20 protein-coding genes are annotated in these 22,796 nt (G+C 60.3%); 5 read left to right on the forward strand and 15 right to left on the reverse strand.

All coding sequences use genetic code 11. The features are described 5' to 3' along the window. Positions 1 to 10: 10 nt before the first annotated feature. From AB8B33_RS13615 to AB8B33_RS13625, 3 genes are all read left to right on the forward strand, one after another. Positions 11 to 1,012, forward strand: coding sequence for a zinc ABC transporter substrate-binding protein (locus AB8B33_RS13615; RefSeq protein ID WP_439015788.1), 1,002 nt, complete (start codon positions 11 to 13; stop codon positions 1,010 to 1,012). A 243-nt stretch (positions 1,013 to 1,255) separates the two neighbouring features. Beyond that, positions 1,256 to 2,461: a zinc metallochaperone GTPase ZigA gene (gene zigA / locus AB8B33_RS13620; RefSeq protein ID WP_439015789.1), complete on the forward strand. Its 1,206-nt coding sequence runs from the start codon at positions 1,256 to 1,258 to the stop codon at positions 2,459 to 2,461. Continuing rightward, positions 2,458 to 2,634 carry a hypothetical protein gene (locus tag AB8B33_RS13625; RefSeq protein ID WP_310387356.1) on the forward strand — a complete coding sequence of 59 codons (177 nt, stop codon included), beginning with the start codon at positions 2,458 to 2,460 and terminating at the stop codon, positions 2,632 to 2,634. The genes zigA and AB8B33_RS13625 overlap by 4 nt, the downstream gene beginning before the upstream one ends. 88 nt (positions 2,635 to 2,722) lie before the next feature. Here AB8B33_RS13625 and AB8B33_RS13630 read toward each other — a convergent pair whose 3' ends face one another. The 11 genes from AB8B33_RS13630 to AB8B33_RS13680 form a co-directional block, all read right to left on the reverse strand. Next, positions 2,723 to 3,055 (reverse strand): RcnB family protein, encoded by a 333-nt coding sequence (locus AB8B33_RS13630; protein WP_439015790.1) that lies wholly within the window; start codon positions 3,053 to 3,055, stop codon positions 2,723 to 2,725. A 214-nt stretch (positions 3,056 to 3,269) separates the two neighbouring features. Further along, positions 3,270 to 3,770 carry a GNAT family N-acetyltransferase gene (locus AB8B33_RS13635; RefSeq protein ID WP_439015791.1) on the reverse strand — a complete coding sequence of 167 codons (501 nt, stop codon included), beginning with the start codon at positions 3,768 to 3,770 and terminating at the stop codon, positions 3,270 to 3,272. An 8-nt stretch (positions 3,771 to 3,778) separates the two neighbouring features. Beyond that, positions 3,779 to 5,392 carry a glycoside hydrolase family 43 protein gene (locus AB8B33_RS13640; RefSeq protein ID WP_439015793.1) on the reverse strand — a complete coding sequence of 538 codons (1,614 nt, stop codon included), beginning with the start codon at positions 5,390 to 5,392 and terminating at the stop codon, positions 3,779 to 3,781. Between the two features lie 90 nt (positions 5,393 to 5,482). Continuing rightward, positions 5,483 to 6,514 (reverse strand): L-glyceraldehyde 3-phosphate reductase, encoded by a 1,032-nt coding sequence (gene mgrA / locus AB8B33_RS13645; protein WP_439015794.1) that lies wholly within the window; start codon positions 6,512 to 6,514, stop codon positions 5,483 to 5,485. A gap of 288 nt (positions 6,515 to 6,802) precedes the next feature. Next, positions 6,803 to 7,936 carry a Gfo/Idh/MocA family protein gene (locus tag AB8B33_RS13650; protein ID WP_439015795.1) on the reverse strand — a complete coding sequence of 378 codons (1,134 nt, stop codon included), beginning with the start codon at positions 7,934 to 7,936 and terminating at the stop codon, positions 6,803 to 6,805. Positions 7,937 to 7,944: 8 nt separating this feature from the next. Beyond that, complete coding sequence (locus AB8B33_RS13655) at positions 7,945 to 8,709, reverse strand: sugar phosphate isomerase/epimerase family protein (protein WP_439015796.1); 765 nt, start codon at positions 8,707 to 8,709, stop codon at positions 7,945 to 7,947. A gap of 39 nt (positions 8,710 to 8,748) precedes the next feature. Continuing rightward, positions 8,749 to 11,214, reverse strand: a complete 2,466-nt coding sequence (locus tag AB8B33_RS13660; protein WP_439015797.1) for a beta-mannosidase — start codon at positions 11,212 to 11,214, stop codon at positions 8,749 to 8,751. Positions 11,215 to 11,340: 126 nt separating this feature from the next. Next, the gene (locus AB8B33_RS13665; protein WP_439015798.1) at positions 11,341 to 12,432 is read right to left on the reverse strand and encodes an ABC transporter ATP-binding protein; all 1,092 of its coding nucleotides are present in this window, start codon (positions 12,430 to 12,432) and stop codon (positions 11,341 to 11,343) included. A 4-nt stretch (positions 12,433 to 12,436) separates the two neighbouring features. Then, complete coding sequence (locus tag AB8B33_RS13670; protein ID WP_439017251.1) at positions 12,437 to 13,369, reverse strand: carbohydrate ABC transporter permease; 933 nt, start codon at positions 13,367 to 13,369, stop codon at positions 12,437 to 12,439. A 4-nt stretch (positions 13,370 to 13,373) separates the two neighbouring features. Beyond that, entirely contained in the window at positions 13,374 to 14,279 is a 906-nt protein-coding gene (locus AB8B33_RS13675; protein WP_113320652.1) for a carbohydrate ABC transporter permease, read from the reverse strand. Positions 14,280 to 14,488: 209 nt separating this feature from the next. Next, positions 14,489 to 15,724 (reverse strand): ABC transporter substrate-binding protein, encoded by a 1,236-nt coding sequence (locus AB8B33_RS13680; protein ID WP_037099253.1) that lies wholly within the window; start codon positions 15,722 to 15,724, stop codon positions 14,489 to 14,491. A 455-nt stretch (positions 15,725 to 16,179) separates the two neighbouring features. Here AB8B33_RS13680 and AB8B33_RS13685 point away from each other — a divergent pair, with 455 nt between their 5' ends. Next, a complete protein-coding gene (locus AB8B33_RS13685; RefSeq protein WP_439015799.1) occupies positions 16,180 to 17,220 on the forward strand; it encodes a LacI family transcriptional regulator in 1,041 nt (346 codons plus the stop codon). A 47-nt stretch (positions 17,221 to 17,267) separates the two neighbouring features. Here AB8B33_RS13685 and AB8B33_RS13690 read toward each other — a convergent pair whose 3' ends face one another. After that, entirely contained in the window at positions 17,268 to 17,654 is a 387-nt protein-coding gene (locus tag AB8B33_RS13690) for a hypothetical protein (protein ID WP_439015801.1), read from the reverse strand. Positions 17,655 to 17,937: 283 nt separating this feature from the next. On the opposite strand from AB8B33_RS13690, the gene AB8B33_RS13695 reads away from it, so the two are divergent. Next, positions 17,938 to 19,800, forward strand: a complete 1,863-nt coding sequence (locus AB8B33_RS13695; RefSeq protein ID WP_439015802.1) for a tetratricopeptide repeat protein — start codon at positions 17,938 to 17,940, stop codon at positions 19,798 to 19,800. 206 nt (positions 19,801 to 20,006) lie between these two features. Here the strand turns inward: AB8B33_RS13695 and AB8B33_RS13700 are convergent, their stop codons facing one another. The 3 genes from AB8B33_RS13700 to gndA form a co-directional block, all read right to left on the reverse strand. Beyond that, positions 20,007 to 20,471, reverse strand: a complete 465-nt coding sequence (locus AB8B33_RS13700; RefSeq protein WP_439015803.1) for a histidine kinase — start codon at positions 20,469 to 20,471, stop codon at positions 20,007 to 20,009. A 324-nt stretch (positions 20,472 to 20,795) separates the two neighbouring features. Then, the gene (locus AB8B33_RS13705) at positions 20,796 to 21,194 is read right to left on the reverse strand and encodes a VOC family protein (RefSeq protein ID WP_113320676.1); all 399 of its coding nucleotides are present in this window, start codon (positions 21,192 to 21,194) and stop codon (positions 20,796 to 20,798) included. Between the two features lie 84 nt (positions 21,195 to 21,278). After that, on the reverse strand, positions 21,279 to 22,709 hold the full coding sequence (gndA, locus tag AB8B33_RS13710) for an NADP-dependent phosphogluconate dehydrogenase (RefSeq protein WP_439015804.1): 1,431 nt from the start codon (positions 22,707 to 22,709) through the stop codon (positions 21,279 to 21,281). Between the last annotated feature and the right edge of the window lie 87 nt (positions 22,710 to 22,796).

Below are 22,796 nucleotides of genomic sequence, written 5' to 3' on the forward strand. Positions count from 1 at the left end.
GAGCATGCTGATGAAACTGGCGGTGGGCCTTACCCTCGCAATCCCGGTCTTCCTCTTCGCCGGGTCCCTCCAGGCGGCCGATGCACCCGTCGTCGTTACCTCGATCAAGCCGGTCCATTCGCTGGTTTCGGCCATCATGCAGGGCGTCGGCAAGCCGGAGCTGATCGTCGATGGCGCCGCCTCCCCGCACACCTATAATCTGAAACCCTCCAATGCCCGCGCCCTGCAGGAAGCCAAGGTGATCTTCTGGGTCGGCCCCGGCCTCGAAGCCTTCCTCGAAAAGCCGCTAGAATCGCTGGGCTCCGACGCCATTGTCGCCCGGCTCGACAACGCGCCGGGTCTCGTGAAGCTGCCCTTCCGCGAAGGCGGTGCCTTTGAGGCGCACGATGATGGCGACGAGCACGATAATGCTTCCGCTGACGAACATGCCGAAGCCGGTCACGACCACGATCATGCCGAGGCAGATCATGACCACGACCACGGCGACCATGGCGCCTTCGACACCCATCTCTGGCTCGACCCCATGAATGCCAAGGCGATGGCCACCGAGATCACCACCACGCTGGTTGCCGCCGACCCCGCCAATGCGCTGACCTATGAGGCCAATGCCAAGGCGCTGGATGACAAGCTCGACGAGCTGGACAAGGAAATCGCCGCGACGGTGTCGACGGTGAAGGACAAGCCCTTCATCGTCTTCCACGATGCCTATCAGTATTTCGAGCACCGCTACCATATCCGCGTCGCCGGCTCGATCACCGTCAGCCCGGAGACCATTCCGGGGGCGGAGCGCGTCTCGGAGATCCACAAGAAGGTCGGTGATCTCGGCGCCACCTGCGTCTTCGCCGAGCCGCAATTCGAACCGCGCCTCGTCGATGTCGTCATCGAGGGCACCAAGGCGAAATCAGGCGTGCTGGACCCAGAAGCCGCCACCCTGCCCGCAGGCCCCGATCTCTACTTCACCCTCATGCGCGGCATCGCCGACAGCATGAAGAACTGCCTTGCCAGCGCATGACCGGAAAATCGGAAACGATTTTCGATACGGATCATGCGCCACTCGGAATGCATGGGCCTGGCGGAAGATCGGCGCCGATCTTGCCCCCGGGATGCGCTAGGAAACAGTGACAGTGCGCCTCCGCGCCCTGCCTGACTTGCAGCTCTCCCCGCGAGCGCTGCGGCGAAAGAAGGCGGCGACACCCCCGTTCCGCCTTTTTTTGTTAAATACATATGTTACGTTATAACGTTATGCGAGGTTACAATGGACAAGAGACTTCCCGTCACCGTGCTCTCTGGCTTCCTCGGCGCCGGCAAGACAACGCTGCTCAATCATGTTCTCGGGAATCGCGAGGGCATGCGCGTCGCCGTCATCGTCAACGATATGAGCGAGGTGAATATCGATGCCGCCCTTGTGCGGGACGGCGGCGCCAATCTCTCCCGCACCGAGGAGCAGCTGGTGGAAATGACCAATGGCTGCATCTGCTGCACGCTGCGCGATGACCTCCTGAAGGAAGTGCGCCAGCTCGCCGAGCAGGGCCGCTTCGATTACCTGCTGATCGAATCGACCGGCATTGCGGAGCCCTTGCCCGTCGCCACCACCTTCGAATTCCGCGACGAGAATGAGGCAAGCCTCTCGGATGTCGCCCGCCTCGATACGATGGTGACCGTCGTCGATGCCGCCAACCTGCTCGCCGATTACGCCTCGGCCGATTTCCTCGCCGACCGCGGCGAAACCGCCGGCGACGGCGACACAAGGACGATCGTCGACCTGCTCGTCGAGCAGATCGAATTCGCCGATATCGTCGTGCTGAACAAGATCGGCACGGCGAGCGAAGAGCAACACGATGCGGCCCGGAAGATCATCACCGGCCTCAACCCCGATGCCCGCATCATCGAGACGGATTTCGGCAAGGTATCGCTGAAGGATGTGCTCGGCACCGGCCGCTTCGATATCGATAAAGCCGAGACCCATCCGCTCTGGTACAAGGAGCTGCACGGCTTCAAGAACCATGTGCCGGAAACGGAGGAATACGGCATCCGCTCCTTCGTCTACCGCGAGAGACGCCCCTTCCACCCCGCAAAACTCCAGGCCTTTCTCGACCGCACCTGGCCGGGAGTGGTGCGCGCCAAGGGCTTCTTCTGGCTCGCCACCCGCCCGCACCATGTCGGCGAGGTCAGCCAGGCGGGCGCCATCGTCCGCACCGGCAAGATGGGCCTCTGGTGGGCGGCAGTCCCGCGCGAGCAATGGCCGCAGGAAACCGCCTTCCTGCGCGCCATCAGCCCCTACCTCGACCCCGTCTGGGGCGACCGCCGGCAGGAAATCGTCTTCATCGGCGCCGACCCGATGGATGAGGCCTGGATCAAGCGGGAGCTCGATGCTTGTCTGGTGGAAAGCGATGCCTTCACGCCGGAGCGCTGGCGCAATCTGCCCGATCCGTTCGTCAGCTGGAGCCGGCAGGCAGCATGAGGGCAGCGGCAATCAAACCCTACCGGTGCCTGTGCATCGAGTGCGAACCGCTGCCGCCGATCGAGGGGCTGCATCCGCTGACCTATGGGGATGCGGAGAGTGAGGCGCCAAAGCCGAAGGGATTGCTCGGCATGATCGCCGAGCGTGTGATTTCGTCGCGAAAGCAGGATTAGGCATTGAGCGCTGCGTCGTGGGACGCCGAGCCTCACAAAACAAAAAAGGGCGGCCGAAGCCGCCCCTTTTTCGAGTTCCTGCGTGAGCTCAGCGATTGGCGGCGATGATGCTGGTGATCACGCCGGTGGCGACGCCGACGAGAAGGTAGTCGTTATCGGCCCTCACCCAGTGATAGCCGCGCGGCGGCGGTGCCAGGCGGTAGCGGCGGTAGTCGCGGACTTCACCGTAGCGGCCGCGCTCGGCAGCCGACATGCGGTAACCCTTGGACCAGTGATGCCGACGGACGACCCTTTTCTCGACGACGACCTTCTTGTGGACGACGACCGGCGGACGGCGGTGATCGGCCGCACTTGCTTCCGATGCGACGATCGGCGAGAGCAGGAAAGAGGCGGAAAGAAGAGCTGCAAAAATCTTTTTCATGGGGCTTCCTCGTGTTGAACACGCCCCGAAACTACGTCTTCGAAAATGAACGAAATCTGAAAATAAAATTAAATATCTGTAATGAAATCGGTAGCTTATGCCGGATTCCTAATATCCTAATTTCACACTAATATGTGATGGCGAGATCATGCCGCCAGAGATCACGACTATGTAATCAGGCGTGATGAGAATGGCATTGCGGCGTGATGGCCGCCTACCGGAAGATCAGCGCCATGTTGATGACATCCGTGTACTCGCCATCGACGCAGAAGGCATCGCGGCTCACCCCTTCCCGCACGAAGCCAACCCTCTCATAAAGCCGGATCGCCCGCGCATTATCGGCATGCACGCCGAATTCGATGCGCACCATACCCACCTCACGCCCGCCCGCTATCGCCGCCTCGATGAGGCGGCGGCCGAGTCCCTGCCCGCGATAAGCGGGAAGCAGGCCCATGCCGAGCGAGCCGCGATGGACATGCGAAGGAAAGAAATGCCTGCGGATATCGCACCAGCCGACCACCTCGCCGCCATCGACAGCGACGAGGTTCACATTGCCCGCGGCAATCGAGGCCAGCGCGAACTTGCGCGTCTCCTCCAGCGAGGGCGCCTGGAGAAGGCTCAGATATTTCCGCTCGCGCGCCACCGTATCGAGAACCCGGTGAAAGCCCTCGATATGCTCCTCGCTCATCGGCTCGATGCGGATATCGCCTGCCATCGCGGCCCTCACAGTTCCTCGTAGTTGAACCAGTCGAAATCGGCCGTCTTTGCCCGGCCCGACGTATCGAAAGCGAGGATGCCCGCGAAGGCGCCGGTAAACGAGCCATGCTCGCCGCGCCCGCCTTCATCCGAGACGACGCCGGCATCGAGAACCGGGCCGATCGGCTGCCAGGCGCCCTTGCCTTCCGTCTGCCAGAAGAACTGCAGGTCGTTGTCGCGGATTTCCATGGAAAGCTGCACGCGGCCATCGGCCGGGATCGCCACGCCCGCATCGGCGGGGAACGTCATGCGGCCGTTCGGATAGTCGCCATCGCAGGAGAAGATCGTGACACAGCGGCCGAGCTTCTCATGCAGCGTCACCACGACGGCATGGAACTTGTGGCGGTTATAGTAGTGCGTCAGGCCTGCCACCTGCTGATATGTATCCGGCGCAAACTCCACCACCGTTTCGGCGCGGAAACTGTGATGCTCCTGCCGGCGGGCGACAAGCGCCTGCTCGAACCAGGAGCCGACGCTTTCGCGGCCGATCAGCCGCAGATGGCCGGGACGGTCCGTGAGGTTGAAGATGCGCTCCGGCTGCGGCGTGCGCAGCCACTGGAAATCATCAGGCAGCTTGCCGCCATCGAAGGAATATTCGCTGCGCATCGGCTTTTCCGCCCGCACAGCACCGCCAAGCCCCGGCACCTCGACATCAGGAACCGTCGTGCCGTTTTCGAGGTAGAGCCAGCCATCCTCACGCCAGACGCATTTCTGCAGCGCCGTCTCACGCCCCAGCGTGCAGCGACGCTTCGGCGGCAACGGCCGGCCGCAGAGATGTGTGTGATAGACCTGGCCATCTGATGTTTCGACGTACTGCCCGTGCCCTGCTCTTTGCAGCACCGCTTCCGGATTGTCCTTGGACGTGATCAGGTGCCGGTTCGGATGCAGCTCGTAGGGGCCGTCGATATTGCGCGAACGCGCCATCGTTACCGCGTGGTCATAGCCCGTGCCGCCCTCGGCGGTCGTCAGATAGTACCAGCCGTTCTTGCGGAAGAGATGCGGCCCTTCGACGAGGCCGAGCGGGCTGCCGGCAAAGATATTCTTGATCGGGCCTTTCAGCGTCTTCGTCTGCGGGTCCCATTCCTGCAGCAGGATGCCATCAAAGGCCGGCGATTTCGGCGAGCCGCCATAGCTTTCTGTACGGTGGTTCCACTGCATGTTGATGAACCACTTGCGGCCGTCCTCGTCATGGAAGAGCGACGGATCGAAGCCCGAGGAATTGACATAGATGGGCTCGGACCATTCGCCCTCGATGGTGGGCGAAGTCACGATGTAGTTATGCGCATCCTTGAAGTTGCCGTCGAAGCGCTTGACGTCGGTATAGACGAGCCAGAACTGTCCGTCGGCATAGGAAAGGCATGGCGCCCAGATGCCGCAACTATCAGGATTGCCGCGCATGTCGAGCTGCGAGGCCCGCTCCAGCGGCCGCCGCACCAGCTTCCAGTTCACCAGATCGCGCGAATGGTGGATCTGCACGCCCGGATACCATTCGAAGGTGGAGGTCGCGATGTAATAGTCGTCGCCGACGCGGCAAATGGACGGATCGGGATTGAATCCAGGCAAGATGGGATTGCGGATCATGGCGGCTCCTCCGTTGAGCAACAATTTTTGCTGCACGTACATCAAATTATAACAGAAAAACGCCCGGGATTTTGCCCCGGGCGATCAAAACTAATCCAGCTCTGCGGACTTGGCCCAGAGGTTGATGTCGGCCTCCTTGGCATAGACATCGATCTGCTTCAGCTCCTCTGCCGAGAACTCGAGATTGTCGAGTGCGGCAACGCAATCGACGATCTGAGAGGAGCGGCTGGCGCCGATCAGCGCCGAGGTCACGCGCCCGCCGCGCAGCACCCAGGCGATCGCCATCTGCGCCAGCGTTTGGCCGCGCTTCTCGGCGATCTCGTTGAGCTTCCTGATATTGTCGATGATCGAAGGGCGGATGAAATCCTTCTTGAGGAAGTGGTTCTGTGCCGCACGGCTGTCGGCGGGAATACCGCCGAGATATTTCGTCGTCAGCATGCCCTGGGCGAGCGGCGAGAACACGATCGAGCCCATGCCGACCTCGTCGAGCGTATCGAGCAGTTTGTCATCCTCGACCCAACGGTTGAGCATGGAATAGCTCGGCTGGTGGATGAGGCAAGGCGTTCCCAGATCCTTCAAGATCGCGGCCGCCTCGCGGGTGCGCTGCGAATTATAGGAGGAAATGCCGACATAGAGTGCGCGGCCGGAACGCACGATATAGTCAAGCGCGCCACAGGTCTCTTCCAGCGGGGTGTCCGGATCGAAACGGTGCGAATAGAAGATATCGACATAGTCGAGACCCATGCGCTGCAGGCTCTGGTCGCAGGAAGCGATCAGATACTTGCGGCTGCCCCACTCGCCGTAAGGACCCGGCCACATGTCGTAACCTGCCTTGGACGAGATGATCAGTTCGTCGCGGAGACCAGCAAAATCGGTGCGCAGGATTTCGCCGAACGCGGTCTCGGCGCTGCCGGGAGGCGGGCCGTAATTATTGGCGAGGTCGAAATGCGTGATGCCGAGATCGAAGGCCGTGCGGCACATATCGACCTTGCGGTCATGCGGGGTGTCACCGCCGAAATTGTGCCAGAGGCCGAGGGAAACGGCCGGGAGCTTCAGGCCGGAACGGCCCGTGCGGTTATACTTCATCTTCGAATATCGGTCTTCGGCCGGTTGCCAGCTCATCTGAGGTCTCCTCAACCTGTAAAAGTGCTTCTCTTTCGTATCCCGCACCAAGCGGCAGTCGAAAGCTAAAAACGTCGCCGCCCTCATGTCAGGCAAAGCGCGACGGCACTATTGGATTAAGCACGCCGATACGGCAAGCGCGTGGCGCGTGTTCTCGACAGCTTCACTCACTGACGCTGCCTGATGGCAAGCCCTGTCAGCCGACACCGTCATGTCAGGGCCTGGCCTGACATGACGAGATTATTGTCCGAGCGCACCGCGCGACAAGCGCACGGCGCAGCCCTCACCTTACTTCAACAGCGCCTGCGCCTCTTCGATGCCGAGAGCCGCCGGCTGTGTGCAGGTCGTCTTGAGCTCCACGAACCGGCCTTCCGCACCCGACTTCAGGATCGAGGTCATGATGTCGACGCCGTGCAGGGTGCGGTCGAGCGAGCAGCGTGCATCGCGGCCCTCGATCAGCGCCATGGCCATGTCGGCAAGGCCGGCCGTGCGGTAGTTGGCGCGCGGGCCGTTCGGGCTTTCCTGGTTGAACTTGCCGAACGGGTGATCCCAGGCGCCGAGTGCCTTGATGTCCTTGTCGCGGCCGCTTGCCTCGACGACACCGCCAAAGAAGTTCGGATCCGGCACGTAGAGCGATCCGTCCGTGCCGTAGAGCTCCATATTGGCATGGCGGTGCGACCAGACATCCCAGCTCGCCGTCAGCGTTACGGTGGCACCCGAGACGAATTCGAGCAGCGCCTGGATCGTCGTCGGCGTCTTGACCGGGATGGTCTCGCCGTTGCGCGGCTGGCTGGTGATGGTGCGGGTTTCCGACGCCATCGAGGTCAAGCCAGCAACACGCTTCACCGGTCCGATCAGGTTGATCAGATTGGCGATGTAATACGGACCCATGTCGAGGATCGGGCCGCCGCCCGGCAGGAAGAAGAAGTCCGGGTTTGGGTGCCACATTTCCATGCCCGGGCCCATGACGTAGCAGGCGCCGGACGTGATGCGGCCGATACCGCCGTCATCGACGAACTTGCGGGCAAGCTGATGCGCGCCGCCGAGGAAAGTATCCGGGGCGCAGCCGACGGAAAGCCCCTTCTCCTTGGCGATGCGGCGAAGGTCTTCGCCCTGCTCGAGCGAGAGAACCAGCGGCTTTTCCGAATAGACATGCTTGCCGGCTTCGAGTGCAGCCTTGGATACCGGATAATGCGCGTCCGGGATCGTCAGGTTGACCACGACGTCGATCTCGTCATTGGCGAGAAGCTCTTCGATCGTCTGTGCAGTCACGCCATATTCCTCGGCGCGATGCTTTGCGGCCTGCACATTGATATCGGCGCAGGCGAGCACCTTCAGCCCCTTGAAGAGCGGTGCGAGTGAAAAGTAGGTGGTGGAGATGTTGCCGCATCCGATGATGCCGACGCCAAGTTCCTTGGTCATGGTCTGCCTCAGTAGGTCTTGAAGGAAGCGATCGAGCGCGTGATGTTGCGGTCGATATCATTCGGGTTGTCGTGCTCGACGACGAAATGCTTGGCCTTGGTCTTTGCCTTGACGACCGGAAGCAGCTTCGCCCAGCCGATCGTGCCATGGCCGACATCGGCCCAGCCGCCTTCGTCAGTGGCTTCGCCAGCCGGTGCGATGTCCTTGACGTGGACAGCGCTGATACGGGAGCCAAGCTTCTCGACCCAGGCATAGGGATCCGCACCGCCGCGAACGACCCAGGCGATATCCGCTTCCCAGGTGATGCCTGGCGCGCCTTCGAAGATGCGCTCGATCGGCAGCGAGCCGTCGGAAAGCTTCACGAATTCGAAGTCGTGATTGTGCCAGCCGAATTCATAGCCCGCATCCTTGTAGGGCTTGCTCATTTCCTGCAGGCGCTTGCCGAAGGCGAGCCAGCCGGCAGCATCCGTCGGGCGCTGGTCGGGCATCAGGTGCGGCGCATAGATGGAATCCATGCCGAGGATCTTGGCGATCTGCAGCGACTTCTCGACATTGCCGTCGAGGAAATCGGGGCTGAAATGGCCAGTCGCCATCACGAGGCCGTTCTTGTCGAGTTCGGCGCGCAGGTTCTTCAGACCGGCCTCGTCGAGTTCGGCATAAATGCCGCCGAAGCCTTCGACTTCGCCGTAGCCGGTCTTGCCGAGCTTTTCAAAGATCGCCGACAGCGGCGGGAAATTGCGGGCGCTATAAAGCTGATAGCTGAGCTTGGTCATGTCATCCTCCTCGGGCCTCGTGCCCGTTCTCACGTAAGATCAATCTGCCGACTGGCAGGAATGCAGGTCGTAGAAGCGGAATTCCGGCAGCTTGCCCTCTTCGAGCGGTTTTGCCGGCGTAAAGGTGATGCGGCGGCTTTCGCCAGCTGCAAGGTCGAAGGCATTGTCGGAATATTTGCCGTCCACGTCCGTCTCGATCATCACGAAGAGCGCCAATCCCTTGGCGGTGACGTCGATATCGATCGAGCCGTTCTCGTCGACGAATTCGCGGATGACGGAAAGGCCCGCCGGTTCCAGTTCCAGCGCTTTGTAGGTGCCGTTGACGAAATGCCCCTCGCCGCCCATGCCGTTCGAGGCCGTGAAGTGCCAGGCAAGCAGCGTACCGGGGGGTATCTCGGAAATGTCGAGCGTCGCTGCAGTGCAGGCCGCATCCGGCGCGCACATGGCCTGCACGTTCTTCAGGTACTTGCGTTCGCCCTTCATCGTCAGGATGGAGATGGCGAGATCGGCGCTGACCTCGGCAAGCGTATCATTGACCAGCGAGAAGCGGATCGACTTGCCGTCGTCGGACGGAATGGCGGCAACCGCCACCGGCTGGAAGAAGCGCTTGACGAGATAGTGCATTGCCTTCCAGCGGCCACCGTAGTCTAGGCTCGACCAGGAGGCCACAGGCCAGGTGTCGTTGAGCTGCCAGTAGATCGTGCCCATGCAATGGGGTTTCAGCGAGCGCCAATATTCCACCGCCGTCTTGATCGCCAGACCCTGCTGGATTTGGCTGAGATAGACGAAATTCGGGAAATCCTTCGGGAAACGGAAGTAACGGAACATCGTGCCGGCAATGCGCTCGTTGCCGCCGGCATTCTTCTGGTGCAGCTCCATGACGGGCGATGCCACGTTCATGTCCTTGGGGTCGGCGTAGGTCTTGATGACGGGCAGCGACGTATAGGACTGGAAGCCGAATTCCGAGCAGAAGCGTGGCCGCACCGAGCGGTAATTGTCGAACGACTTGTTCTCGTGCCAGACCGACCAGTAATGCATGTCGCCGGAACCGTCGGCATGCCAGGCATCGCCGAAATCGAGATAACCGGAAGCCGGGCTCGACGGCCACCACAGGGCGCCAGGCATCGCCTTCTTCACAGACTGTTCGATGGTGCGGTTCAGGCGGTCGTAGGAAACGAGATAGCGGTCACGATCCCTACGGGACTCCTCAAACCAGGTGAGCGCGCCGACGAGCTCGTTATCGCCGCACCAGAGCGCGATCGAGGCATGCGAGGACAGCCGGCGAACCTGGTAATCCACCTCGACGGCGACATTCTCGAGGAAGTCTTCGGTCGAGGGATAAAGGTTGCAGGCGAACATGAAGTCCTGCCAGACCATCAGGCCAAGGCGATCGCAGATATCGTAGAACCAGTCGTGCTCGTAGAAGCCGCCGCCCCACACACGGATCATGTTCATGTTGGCGGCCTTGGCCGATTGCAGCAGGTCCTCGGTCTTCTCCTGCGACGAGAGCGAGAACAGCGCGTCGGCCGGGATCCAGTTGGCGCCGCGGCAGAAGATTTCGTGACCATTGACCTTGAAGGCGAAACGGCTGCCGGCGGCATCGGGCGTGGTGATCAGCTCGATGGTGCGCAAGCCGATCTGCTTCGTCACGCTGTCGGAGCCAAGCTCGACGGTGAGCGTATAAAGCGCCTGCTCGCCGCTGCCGGATGGCCACCAGAGACGCGGATTGTCGATCTGGAAGACGTGGTTGATGTCAGCCTCGCCGGGGTTGACGCCAACATCGAGCCGCACACGCTCGCCATCGAGATCGAAATAGAGCTGGGCGATGCCGGCATTCTTGGCGTAGAGCGTCGCCGTCACCTGCAGTTCCACCGAGCCATCGGCATTATGCGTCTGGCGCGTCAGCACATGCTCGATGCGCGCCGTCTCCAGCTTCTTCAGCGCGACCGTGCCATAGAGGCCGAGAGGGGCAATGGCGATATTCCAGTCCCAGCCGAAATGGCATTGCGGCTTGCGCAGCATGTTGCCGTCAGGGATCGGCGAGTTGCCGGTGCTATAGGGAATGTAGAAGGGCTGCTTCTTCTGCCGTTCGGCACCGGTGGCAATGCTTGAGGCAAAGACGATGCGGATCGTGTTCTCGCCCTTCTTCAGCATGCTCGAAACATCCGGCCTGTAGCGGCGGAAGCTGTTATCGGCTTCGAGCGCCAGGAAGCCGTTGACGTGAACGCTGGCGACCGTGTCGAGGTAGTCGATGTCGAGATACCAGTCGCCCTCGGCATCAGGAAGCGTGAAGCTGCGCTCGACCACCCATTCGCGCTGGGCGACCCACTGCACCTTTTCCTCGTTTCGGCCGAAATAGGGATCCGGAATCAGTCCCGCGCGGTGAAGCGCGGTGTGCACGTCGCCCGGCAGCGTGATGACGCTGCGGATCTCGCCATCGGCGGAGGCAAGTTGCCACGAGCCCGAAAGTTCGATGTTGAAACCGTTCTTCGGCAAGGATGTCATAGTCTTATCCTGATCGGGCCGCTCCTGGGAGTGCCGGACAAGCCGGACTGCGGCCGAATTTTGGCTGGCCTGACGGCCGATTGGAGGATCGGGCGGCACTGTTTCCGGCGCCGCCCGCAGAACTTTCTAGAGGCGCAGTTCGCTTTCGGCGTCGAAGACCGAGGCGAGCGACATGTCGAAGCTGAGCTTCACCTTGGCTCCGACGTTGAAGCGGCGCGCACCGTTGATGCGTACCGACATCGTGTGACCGGCATGTTTCAGCCACAGAAGATTGTCCGCGCCCATCGGTTCCTCGATGTCGACGGTGGCGTCATGCTCTTCGCCACCGGTATTCTCGTTGACCTTGATGTGTTCGGGGCGAACGCCAAGCACCACCTTGCGGCCGGGTTGCAGCTTGTCGTAGCCGTCATAGGCGGCGAGCGAGAAATTGACGCCATTGGCGGTAAAGGCGATGCTGTCACCCGATTTGATCAACTCGCCGTGCAGGAAGTTCATCGATGGTGAGCCGATGAAGCCGGCGACGAAGAGATTGCGCGGCTTGTTGTAGATCGTCGTCGGATCGTCGAGCTGCTGGATGATGCCGCTCTTCATGATGGCGATACGGTCAGCCAGCGTCAGTGCCTCGATCTGGTCATGCGTGACGTAGATCATCGTGTTCTTCAGCGACTGGTGCAGACGCTTGATTTCGACGCGCAGTTCCGAGCGCAACTTCGCATCGAGGTTCGACAGCGGTTCGTCGAAGAGGAAGACATCGACATCGCGCACCAGAGCACGGCCGATCGCCACACGCTGGCGCTGACCACCGGAAAGCTCGGCGGGCTTGCGCTTCAACAACGGCTGGATCTGCAGGATCTCGGAGGCACGTGCCACGCGCTTGTCGATCTCGACCTGCGGCACCTTGGCGACGCGAAGGCCGAAGGAGAGGTTCTTTTCAACCGTCATCTGCGGATAAAGTGCATAGGACTGGAAGACCATGCCGATGCCGCGGTCCTTCGGCTCTTCCCAGGTGACGTTCTTGCCCTTGATGAAGATCTGCCCTTCCGAAGCGTCGAGCAGGCCGGCGATGCAGTTCAGCAAGGTTGACTTGCCGCAGCCGGACGAGCCGAGCAGCACCAGGAATTCGCCGTCTTCGATATCAAGGTTGAGATCCTTCAGCACGCTGACCGCGCCAAAATTCAGCGACAGATCCTTGATGGAAACGCTTGCATTCATATTCATGAGATCAACCCTTCACTGCGCCGGCGGCGATGCCGCGGACGAAAAGCCGCCCCGACACGAAGTAGACGATGAGCGGCACGAGTCCCGTGAGGATCGTTGCCGCCATGTTGACGTTGTATTCCTTCACGCCCTGGACGGAATTGACGATGTTGTTGAGCTGCACGGTCATCGGATAGGTATCCGGCCGGGTGAAGACCACGCCGAACAGGAAGTCGTTCCAGATGCCGGTCACCTGCAGGATCATCGCGACGACGAAGATCGGCAGCGACATCGGCAGCATGATCTTCAGGAAGATCTGCCAGAAGCCCGCCCCGTCGACACGCGCCGCCTTGAAGAGTTCCTCCGGCAGCGACACGAAGTAATTGCGGAAGAGCAGCGTCAGAATCGGCATGCCGAAGATCGAATGCACGATGACGAGCCCGGTGAGCGATCCGTAGATGCCGATTTCGCGCAGGATGATGACGATCGGATAGATCATTACCTGATAGGGAATGAAGGCGCCGATGATGAGGACCGAGAAGAAGAATTCCGATCCCTTGAAGCGCCAGTTCGCCAGCGCATAACCATTGACCGAGGCGATCGCGATCGAAACGATGACCGAGGGAACGGTGATGCGTACCGAGTTCCAGAAACCGCGCGAAAGACCGTCGCAGTTGAGGCCGGTGCAGGCCGTCGCCCAGGCCTTGACCCAGGGTTCGAAGGTGATTTCCATCGGCGGCGCGAAAATGTTGCCGAGCCGGATCTCCGGCATCCCCTTGAGCGAGGTCACGACCATCACGTAGAGCGGGATCATGTAATAGACGGCGGCCACAAAAAGCGAGCCGTAGACGATGATGTTGCGGGCCGAAACCACCGGCCGCGGCTTTGGCCCGGCCGGACCGGAAACCGACTTCTTCTCGAAGGGAGTGTCGCCGCCGTTGACGGCCTTGAGAGCGATATTGTCAGCCACGTTTGCGCCCTCCGCCAAATTCCAGATATGCCCAGGGAATGACGATGATCGCCACTGTCAGCAGCATCATGGTCGAAGCTGCGAAGCCCTGACCGAGATTCTGTGCCTGGAACATGTAGTCGTAGACGTATTTCGCCGGCACTTCCGACGAGATGCCCGGACCGCCGCTGGTCTGGGCGACGACGAGGTCGTAGACCTTGACGATGCCGCTGGCGATGATGACGAGCGTGGTGATGAAGACCGGCCGCATCATCGGAATGATGACGAAGAGATAGGTCCGCCACATGGGAATGCCATCGACGCGGGAAGCCTTCCAGATATCTTCGTCGATGCCGCGAAGCCCTGCGAGCATCAGGCACATCACGAGGCCGGTGCCCTGCCAGAGGGCGGCGATCAGCACCCCGTAGATGACGATTTCCGACGTATAGAGCGGGTCGAAACTGAAGCTCGTCCACCCCAGTGACCGCACGACCGCCTGTACGCCGAATTCCGGGTTCAGGATCCACTGCCACACGAGACCGGTGACGATGAAGGACAGCGCAAAGGGATAGAGGAAGATCGTGCGGAACGTGTTCTCGAAACGGATCTTCTGATCCATGAGAGCCGCCAGCATGAAACCGATGACCAGACTGAAGATCAGCGACAGAATGCCGTAGATCGCCAGGTTCTCGATGGACACGACCCAGCGCGGAGCGGCCCAGAGACGCTGATATTGCTCGATGCCCACGAAGTTCAATCGCGGCAGAAGCTTGGAATTGGTGAAGGAATAAACCACCGTCCAGATCGTGCCACCGAGAAAGATGACCATGGAGGTGAGGATCATGGGAATGGAGGCAATCTTGGAATTCAGATTGCGAAATAGTTTAAACGGTCGGCCGGCTTTCGCTTGACCTGTCATTGAGTTTCCTCCTGAAGCACAGTCGCTTCGGTGATCGGGGCTCCATCCGAAGACGGCCACCCTTCCCGCCCCTGTCGCAACCGCCATGCGGTCTTGGCGCGATCGCAGCCGGGCGTGGCGTGCCGTCGCCGGAAGGATCAGAGATCCGGGCGGCGCGATCCGGCCCTGCAACATGCAGGACCGGACCTGATGGGCTTGAGGACCGAGGATCAGTCGGCGGCGGCGATGATGTCGGCGAAGCGCTTCTGCGCTGCGTCGGGCGTCATCGTGTTATTGGCGAAGAACTCGGCGAAGAGGTCTTCGATCTGCTTTGTCGTATCGGGCGAAACGAGCTGATCAGAGCTGGTAACGATATTGCCCTTGGAGAGGATATCGAGACCCTTCTTCATGCAGTCGTTTGCGGCCGAGATATCGACGTCGCCGCGAACCGGCAGCGAGCCCTTCTTCAGATTGAAGGCAACCTGGGTCTTGGGGTCGAGAAGTGTGGCGGCAAGCACGTCCTGAGCCTTCGCCTTCTCGGCATCCTTCTGGAGCGGGAAGTAGAAGGCGTCACCGCTGGTCGAGATGATCTCGTTCACGCCGAGGCCCGGAAGGCAGGTATAGTCCTTGCCGGCAACCTGTTTGGCGACCTGGAATTCGCCCTGCGCCCAGTCACCCATGATCTGGCCGCCGGCCTTGCCGGTGATGACGAGGTTGGTGGCCTGGTTCCAGTCCTGCACGTTGCTGCCCTTGGACATGCGGCGTGCATCGTCGGCAGCCTTGAAGACCTTGGCAATCTCGGGGCCGGCTGCCACCTTGGCATCCTTGTCCTTGAAGACCTTCAGGTAGTTGTCCTTGCCGCCGATGGCGATCATCAAAACGTTGAAGGCGCCGCTTGCCTGCCAGCCCTGACCGCCGACTGCAAGAGGAACGATCCCGGCCTTCTCAAGAGCCGGAGCGGCAGCGACGAATTCATCCCAGTTCTTCGGAACCGCAACGCCGGCCTTCTGGAAGGCGGCATTCGACAGCCACAGCCACTGCCAGGAGTGGATGTTGACGGGGGCGCAATAGATCTTGCCGTCGATCGTGCAGGAATCGAGCAGGGTCGACGGACGGATGATTTCCTTCCACTTGCCTGCGGTCGCCACATCGGTCAGATCCTTCATGAGGCCGGCCTGGACGAGTTCCTCGGCCTGACGGCCGTGGTTGAACTGGGTCGCACCCATCGGGTCACCGCCGGTGATGCGGCTGATCATGATCGGACGCGCGGTGCTGCCGGAACCGGCGATTGCGCCGTCTACCCAGTGGTTGCCGGTGGCATCGAATGCCTTTGCCAGCTCAGCCACAGCGGCAGCTTCACCGCCCGAGGTCCACCAATGGGTGACTTCGAGATCGGTTGCCTTGGCGGCACCAAACGGAATGGCTACGGAAGCGGCAAGCACAGCCGCCATCATACGGATTTTCATGAGTTCTCCTCCCTCACTGAAACGTTGCCGGAAAAACTTAGAGCAATCGATTTATCCGCGCAACCGCCCGCTCGCAAAATTTTCTGTGAAACGCAGAATTACAGCCTATGAGGGCAATCACCAGTTCCGCCTTTGCTCAATAAGAAAAGCGTAAGCAAGCGATTTCGCAATTGCGGCATTATGTTAAAATAATGATTTTACTATTTAATTTTTGATTAATCTGACAATTCCGGCCTTTCGGCATTTCGCGGGTGCAAAAAATCGCGCGCCGGACATGCGATTCAACCAGAGAGCACCACTATGCAACGTTGATCAGAAAAAAGGCTCGACATTTCTACTGTATCGTTACAGATTGTCTCGCTCAGGGAGGAGAGCTTTTTCAGCGCCGGCGTACTTACAGCGCAGCAAAAAGTCTCTATAAGGCGAAGCAAATCGCGTGAGGCGGGCCTAAAGGGATGGAAAACAACGGAAATTTCGGCGGAGCGGCATCCGGTTCCGTTCCGCGCGAGCGCCCGACATTGAAGACGATCGCCTTCATGACGGGCCTTGGCGTTACGACCGTATCGCGGGCACTGAAAGATGCACCGGATATTGGCGCTGAAACCAAGGAACGGGTGCGTATGGTCGCCCGCCAGCTCGGCTATCAGCCGAACCGGGCCGGTGTGCGCCTGAGAACAGGCAAGACCAACGTAATTGCCCTCGTCCTCAGCATCGATGAGGAGATCATGGGCTTTTCCAGCCAGATGGTCTTCGGCATTTCCGAAGTGCTGACCGGCACGCCCTACCACATCGTCGTCACCCCGCATTCGCACAGCAAGGACCCCATGCTGCCGGTGCGCTATATCCTCGACACAGGCTCCGCAGACGGTGTCATCATCTCGCGCGTCGAGCCTGACGATCCGCGCGTGCGCCTGCTCGCCGAAAGCGGCATGCCCTTTACCGCCCACGGCCGCACCGATGCCGGCCTCGTGCACCCCTACCACGATTTCGACAACGAGGCTTACGCCCATCAGGCCGTGCAGAAGCTCGTCAACCGCGGCCGCAAGCGCATTGCCCTGCTGCAGCCGCCGAGCAAGCTCACCTATTACACCCATACCCGCATCGGCTTTCAGACCGGCCTGCACGATTATGGCGCCGAGGAAGTGCCGCTACGCGCCAATATCGACGCCCCGCTCGCCGAGATCCGCGACGCCGTGGAGCAGCTGATGCGCTCCCCCGGCGCACCTGATGGCATCGTCTCGTCAGCCGGCAGCGCCACCATCGCCGTCAACGCCGGCATCGAAGCCGCCGGCAAACGCCTCGGCCACGACGTCGACCTCGTCTCCAAGCAATCCGCCCCGATCCTCAACTGGATCCGCCCCGAGATCATCACCGCCTACGAAGACGTCCGCCACGCCGGCCGCGAGATGGCCAAGCAGGTGATCGCGCGGATCGATGGCGTGGATGCGGAACTGTTGCAGAGTATCAGCAAGCCGGAATGGCCGGACGGGCGGTAGGGAAAGCCACAAAACGTCCGTGGATCTGCCGTACGCGCCCCTCACGGTCAGCCTGAGGCTCCGGTGGCATCGGCGAATGGAACGAAGTCGAAGCTCGGCTCGTCGGTGGTAATGACATCCAGGCATGCGTTGCCGGTAACAAATCGGTAGTGCACGGCGTCAGGCCGGAGATCTCGGTAGAATTCGGACTGCGAGTTCCAGAAGTGACTGTTTTCAACGCGGTAGGCGAAGTGATAGCGCACGAGACCGGTTATTTCGCTGTTTTCTTCTGTTGAGAGGAAGACTTCATCCAGCACCCGGACGATATCCACGTGAGAAAAGTGGATCTTCAAGAGCGTCTCGTCCAGCCCTGGCAGTGAGAAATAGGCCGTCAGAGGACAACCGTCGTCTTCACGTCCATCCACATAGCTGTGCCGGAGGTCGTAAAGCGTCATCCCCGTGCATGGATATTTGGGGTCGATCTCTATTGGAAAGTACCGTGTAACCATTCTGCTTCCACCCTCCCGGCCAAGCGCTACTCGCTGACCGGCCTCGTGATCTTCGACTCACGACAAGCCGACGTAAACGAACTGTTTGCTTAACCGGCAACAATAGCAGCAGGAACCCTGCCCGACCCTTGCAGCAATGCCCCTCTTGATACAACGTACGCTTGCGGAATATTCCGATTTCGGCGCTCCAATAAGTTCGTCGGGCACATATTCCCTTGAGCTGGACGACATGGCGACGATCAACGCAGGACGAAATCCATTGATGCTTTTCCTGCTGGCCGTCGCCGGTGTGAGCATCCTGATGACCGGCATATGGGTGGGAGAGCGGTTCATGCCTTCCGCTGCCTTGTCGAAGCTGGAAGTATCGGACTGGTCCTTGCGCGGTGTTGCCGACAGCAGTCAGGATGCGCAGGCCAGCGCCGCACGTCCGGATGGTCGACGGGACAAGCTACCCTTCATCCGCGCCAAACTTGTGCAGGATGCCATCAAGCAGGGTGATTTTGCCACCGCAACCAGGATTTCAAGCGACACGCTTGCGGCAAGCCGCGCCAAGATATGGACGTTCTATCCTTTCGACGACTTCGTCAAAGCCGTTTCCGACCTAAGTGACCCATCCTTCGAACGCGACCTTTCGGCCTGGGTGGATCACGCTCCACTGGCTCCGCTTCCACGCCTTGTGCGCGCACAATATTACTACGATCTCGCATGGTATAAGCGCGGCCACAGGTTCAGCACGGAAACCGACAAGCAGTCACAGGCCGCCTTTGCCAGCATCCTGCAAAAGGGCGCCGCCGATGTCAGCCAGGTTCTGAAGCTCGACCCGACCTCGGCCTACGGCCTGTATTTGCAGGTGAACATGCTGCGCGGTTATGGCGTGACATCGCAGTTGAGCGACGCGCTCGACCAGGCGATAGCGGTCTATCCGCACTACATGCCGCTATATCAGATCGTCTTGTCGACCCTGCAGCCCAAATGGGGTGGCGACATCGACATGATGTACGCCTTCGTCGATCGCTATGGTGCAAACGCACCGGAAGGTTCGCCGCTGAAATTGCTGCCCCTGCAGCTGTACCGATATCTGTTCGAAACGGCAGGAACGACTTGTTACGGCAAACGGGGAGACGCCTATGTTTCCTGCTTTCAGGATTTCATGAAGCAAACCCTTCGGCCGGGCTTGGAGGCCTACGCGGCAAAGGCTCTGCAGCAGTTCGGCCAGATGAACCGGTATGAAACCAACGCGGCTGTCGGTGACATCCTGTCCGATATGATCTCACAATCGGGCGGAGAGCCCTACTCCGGTCGCTTGCTGCAGATTGCGGCCGATAGCTATGGCGCTGATCCGCGCCTCGTGCAGTCGGGCGACGGAAATCACAATTTTCTCATCGACAAGCTTGTCGCGAGATCCTGGTACTACAAAGGCTTCTACGACAATGCCGTCACCAAATACAAGGAAGCCCTGTCGCATATAGGGGCCGCTTCATTCCCGACACCGGAAGAGAAGGACATGGCCGTCGCCGATATCTATGAAACGCTCGCCGGGATGTATTCGAAATACCACCAGCCGTCCGAGATGGTCGATGCGGCAAAGGCGGCGCTGGCACTCGACGGCAAGGCCTATAACCGGATCTACCTCTGCTTCGGCAACTATCAGCTCAAGCAATATGATGCCGCGCTCGACGAGTGCTCGCAGATTACCGCTGATCCCGAAAGTGGTATCGAGGCGCGCTACTGGCGCGGGCTCGTGTATCAGGCGATGAAGAACGACCAGAAGGCCATAGACGACCTGACCGAAGTTGCGAACTCGCAAGACGACAGGCGCGCGCAGGCAGCGATCGAGCTTTCAATGATCTACTTCAACCGAAAGGACAACAAAGGCGCACTCGACCTTCTCAACAGGTATCCCTACCTCTACGATACCGCCGTCACTGCCAAGGACACTGTCGCAGTAAGCTATAACAATCGCTGCTATGCCTATATGGAACTCGGCGAACTGCAGAAGGCGCTGGATGACTGCAATGCCTCGCTTGCAAACGGCAGCATCCCCGACGCTTTCAAGAAAAAGGAAGAGCTCGTCGCACGCCTTTCCCAATGAGGCTCATTGGACGGTCTGTGCGCTCAGCCCCTCGATATCGGCACGTGAATTTTTGCCATCTGCTCCCCGCGTCGACGGCTCGCAAACGGCGATCGGGGCGTGTCAAAGCACCGGAAAGGCAAGGTCATATGCCGGGAGCACGGAGCCCAGGAAACGGCTGGTGAACTATGCTCTCGGCACGACGAGGCTGTAGATGGCCCGCCTGTTTACTGCTTGGGCTTTTCGGATTCCCAATTGAGAAAGAAGCCGACATCGCCCGGCATGCCGCTCGGAAAATTGACGACGACAGCCTTCAGCTTATAGCCCTGCGGCCGCCCGTATTTCTCGTAGCGCTCGTAGAATTCCTTAGCTTTTCCCTGCAGCGTTTCCGGCCAGTTATCGGCGCCGTTATTGATGGCGCGGCCGCTGTCGGTGCAGTAGTCGGACGAGAACTGATAGACCAGCGCTTCCGTCTTTCCGTCCCTCAGGGCATTATCGACCAGTCGCCGCACGATCTGGATTTCGTTTTCGGTGACATGCTTGAACATAAAATCATTGACGAGGTCGAAATGACTTTTCTCCTTCGCCTCCGTCGCTCGCGTCGCCTTCTGCTTCATCGCCTCCTGAAGATCGCGCAGATCCTGCGCGCTCGGCGGCATCTCGTTTGGGTCAGAGCTTTTCCTGTCCGACATTCCGTGTCTCCCTCTCGGTTCAAAGGAACAACGCAACGCCACGCAGTTAGTCCTTTATGGAACTAGTCAAACGTCGGGAACAACAGCCGATTCTTGAGCAGTTCCCCGCCTGAACAAGAGGATTACCCGATAAGGACTATGTGCAAGCGTCTGATGGTGAGACCAGCGCCTTATGACATTGCTGCTAAAGCCTGTACGCACTGCTAATAGTTCTAACACCTAATATTAGTGCCAATTCGAATCGGCAGCAATTAGGGCGATTGCGTACACACTTGCAGCGCGAGGTAACGGATAACACAGTGGCACCTCTCAGCCGAGCAACCGTCACTCCGCCTGATTGAAAACCGCCTCCACACGATACCCGTCGGGATCGATCACGAAGGCCGCAAAGTAATTCGGCCCATAATGCTGCCGAAGCCCCGGCCCGCCATTATCCACGCCGCCATTGGCAAGGGCTGCCGCATAAAAGGCGATAACCGACTGCCGGTCGGGTGCCGCAAAGGCGAGATGGAAACCGGCACCTGGCGCGCCCTGCCCCGCTTCCACCGATTTGAGCGCCAGCTTGTCGCCACCACCGGGCACGCCATAACCGACAGCCTGCCCGACCTCGCCGGGACGCAAGTCCTCCCAGACCCTGATATAGCCGAGCGCGCCGAGCGCAGCATCGTAAAACCGCGCGGCTCTCTCGATATTGCCAACCCCGAAGGATGCATGGTGAAGCATGTCGAAAACCTCCCGTCCGCCGTCGGCCTTATAGCAAAAAGCCCGGCACGATGGCCGGGCTCTTCATCTTTATCCTGACAAACCTCAGAAGGTCGATGCACCGCTGCCCCAGGGGCCATGGTGGAAGTCCTTGCCGTCGAGGCGGTCGAAGCCGTGGGCGCCGAAGAAGTCGCGCTGCGCCTGGATCAGGTTCGCGGTGCCGCGGCCCTGGCGGTAGGCGTCGAAATAGCTGAGCGCCGAGGCAAGCGCCGGAACCGGCAGGCCGGCGGCAAGTGCTGCGGTCACGACGCGGCGCAGCGCCGGGATCGATTCCTTCACCATGCCCGAGAAGGCCGGCGTGACGATGAGGTTTGCAGCGTCAGGCGCATCGGTAAACGCCTTGGTGATCTCGTCGAGGAACTGCGAGCGGATGATGCAGCCGGCGCGCCAGATACGGGCGATCGTCGGCATCGGCAGCGACCAGTTGAACTCCTTGGAGGCTTCCGCCATGACGGCAAAGCCCTGCGCATAGGCGCCGATCTTGCCGGCAAACAGCGCCAGTTCCAGATCCTTGTTGAACTCGGGGCCATAGGCGATCGGGAAGGCAGCACCGAGATCACCGAAGATCTTTTCGGCGGCGACGCGCTGTTCCTTCATCGACGACAGGCTGCGGGCAGCGACGGCGGCTTCGATGCCGGTTGCCGGAATGCCCATGTTCTGCGCTTCGATCGCCGACCACTTGCCGGTGCCCTTCTGGCCGGCCTTGTCGAGAATCATGTCGACCATCGGCGTCTTGGAGATCGGATCCTGGGCGGCCAGAACCTTCTCGGAAATCTCGATCAAGTAGGAATTCAGGCGACCCTTGTTCCACGCGCCGAAGATGCCGGAGATCTCCGCAGCACTCTTGCCGAGGCCATCGCGCAGGATGCCGTAGATTTCGGCGATCATCTGCATGTCGGCATATTCGATGCCGTTATGGATCGTCTTGACGAAATGGCCGGCGCCATCATTGCCGAGCCAGGCGACGCAGGGGTCGCCATCATACTTGGCGGCAATCGAGGTCAGAACCTTCTCGACGCGCTTCCACGAATCTTCCGTGCCGCCGACCATGATCGACGGGCCGTGGCGGGCACCTTCCTCACCGCCCGAAACGCCCATGCCGATGAAGGTCAGGCCGGTATCCTTGAGGCGGTCGAAGCGGGCGACCGTATCGCGGAAGTTGGCGTTGCCGGCATCGATCATGATGTCGTTCTTCTGAAGATGCGGGCGTAGCGCCTCCATCTGCTGGTCCACGGCATCGCCCGCCTTGATCATGATGATGATCGGGCGCGGCGGGCGGATCGCCTCGACGAACTCCTCGATCGTCTTGCAGGGAATGATCTGCTTCTTCAGATCGCCGGCGCTCTCGTAGAATTCATCCGTTTTTTCAGGCGTGCGGTTGAAAACCGCGATCTTGTTGCCCTTTTCCGCAATGTTGAGAGCCAGGTTGGAACCCATGACGGCGAGGCCGATCAGTCCGATTTCTGCCTTTTCCACGACAAACCTCCGATGAGTGAAATGGTGCGATGTTGTGGCACTCTCTCGGCCAAACGGCAAGGTCGAAGACCGCGATTCGGGTCGAAA

The sequence above is a fragment of the Rhizobium sp. 768_B6_N1_8 genome (assembly GCF_051811225.1).
Taxonomy (GTDB): domain Bacteria; phylum Pseudomonadota; class Alphaproteobacteria; order Rhizobiales; family Rhizobiaceae; genus Rhizobium.

What these genes read in the sequence shown, in the direction of transcription:
- AB8B33_RS13615 (WP_439015788.1), top strand. Translation starts at nt 11, where the DNA reads ATGAAACTGGCGGTGGGCCTTACCCTCGCAATCCCGGTCTTCCTCTTC.
- AB8B33_RS13680 (WP_037099253.1), bottom strand. Translation starts at nt 15,724, where the DNA reads ATGAAAATCCGTATGATGGCGGCTGTGCTTGCCGCTTCCGTAGCCATT.
- AB8B33_RS13635 (WP_439015791.1), bottom strand. Translation starts at nt 3,770, where the DNA reads ATGGCAGGCGATATCCGCATCGAGCCGATGAGCGAGGAGCATATCGAG.
- AB8B33_RS13625 (WP_310387356.1), top strand. Translation starts at nt 2,458, where the DNA reads ATGAGGGCAGCGGCAATCAAACCCTACCGGTGCCTGTGCATCGAGTGC.
- AB8B33_RS13700 (WP_439015803.1), bottom strand. Translation starts at nt 20,471, where the DNA reads ATGTCGGACAGGAAAAGCTCTGACCCAAACGAGATGCCGCCGAGCGCG.
- AB8B33_RS13690 (WP_439015801.1), bottom strand. Translation starts at nt 17,654, where the DNA reads ATGACGCTTTACGACCTCCGGCACAGCTATGTGGATGGACGTGAAGAC.
- AB8B33_RS13675 (WP_113320652.1), bottom strand. Translation starts at nt 14,279, where the DNA reads ATGACAGGTCAAGCGAAAGCCGGCCGACCGTTTAAACTATTTCGCAAT.
- AB8B33_RS13695 (WP_439015802.1), top strand. Translation starts at nt 17,938, where the DNA reads ATGGCGACGATCAACGCAGGACGAAATCCATTGATGCTTTTCCTGCTG.
- AB8B33_RS13655 (WP_439015796.1), bottom strand. Translation starts at nt 8,709, where the DNA reads ATGACCAAGCTCAGCTATCAGCTTTATAGCGCCCGCAATTTCCCGCCG.
- AB8B33_RS13665 (WP_439015798.1), bottom strand. Translation starts at nt 12,432, where the DNA reads ATGAATATGAATGCAAGCGTTTCCATCAAGGATCTGTCGCTGAATTTT.
- AB8B33_RS13630 (WP_439015790.1), bottom strand. Translation starts at nt 3,055, where the DNA reads ATGAAAAAGATTTTTGCAGCTCTTCTTTCCGCCTCTTTCCTGCTCTCG.
- AB8B33_RS13650 (WP_439015795.1), bottom strand. Translation starts at nt 7,936, where the DNA reads ATGACCAAGGAACTTGGCGTCGGCATCATCGGATGCGGCAACATCTCC.
- AB8B33_RS13705 (WP_113320676.1), bottom strand. Translation starts at nt 21,194, where the DNA reads ATGCTTCACCATGCATCCTTCGGGGTTGGCAATATCGAGAGAGCCGCG.
- AB8B33_RS13685 (WP_439015799.1), top strand. Translation starts at nt 16,180, where the DNA reads ATGGAAAACAACGGAAATTTCGGCGGAGCGGCATCCGGTTCCGTTCCG.
- AB8B33_RS13640 (WP_439015793.1), bottom strand. Translation starts at nt 5,392, where the DNA reads ATGATCCGCAATCCCATCTTGCCTGGATTCAATCCCGATCCGTCCATT.
- AB8B33_RS13660 (WP_439015797.1), bottom strand. Translation starts at nt 11,214, where the DNA reads ATGACATCCTTGCCGAAGAACGGTTTCAACATCGAACTTTCGGGCTCG.
- zigA (WP_439015789.1), top strand. Translation starts at nt 1,256, where the DNA reads ATGGACAAGAGACTTCCCGTCACCGTGCTCTCTGGCTTCCTCGGCGCC.
- mgrA (WP_439015794.1), bottom strand. Translation starts at nt 6,514, where the DNA reads ATGAGCTGGCAACCGGCCGAAGACCGATATTCGAAGATGAAGTATAAC.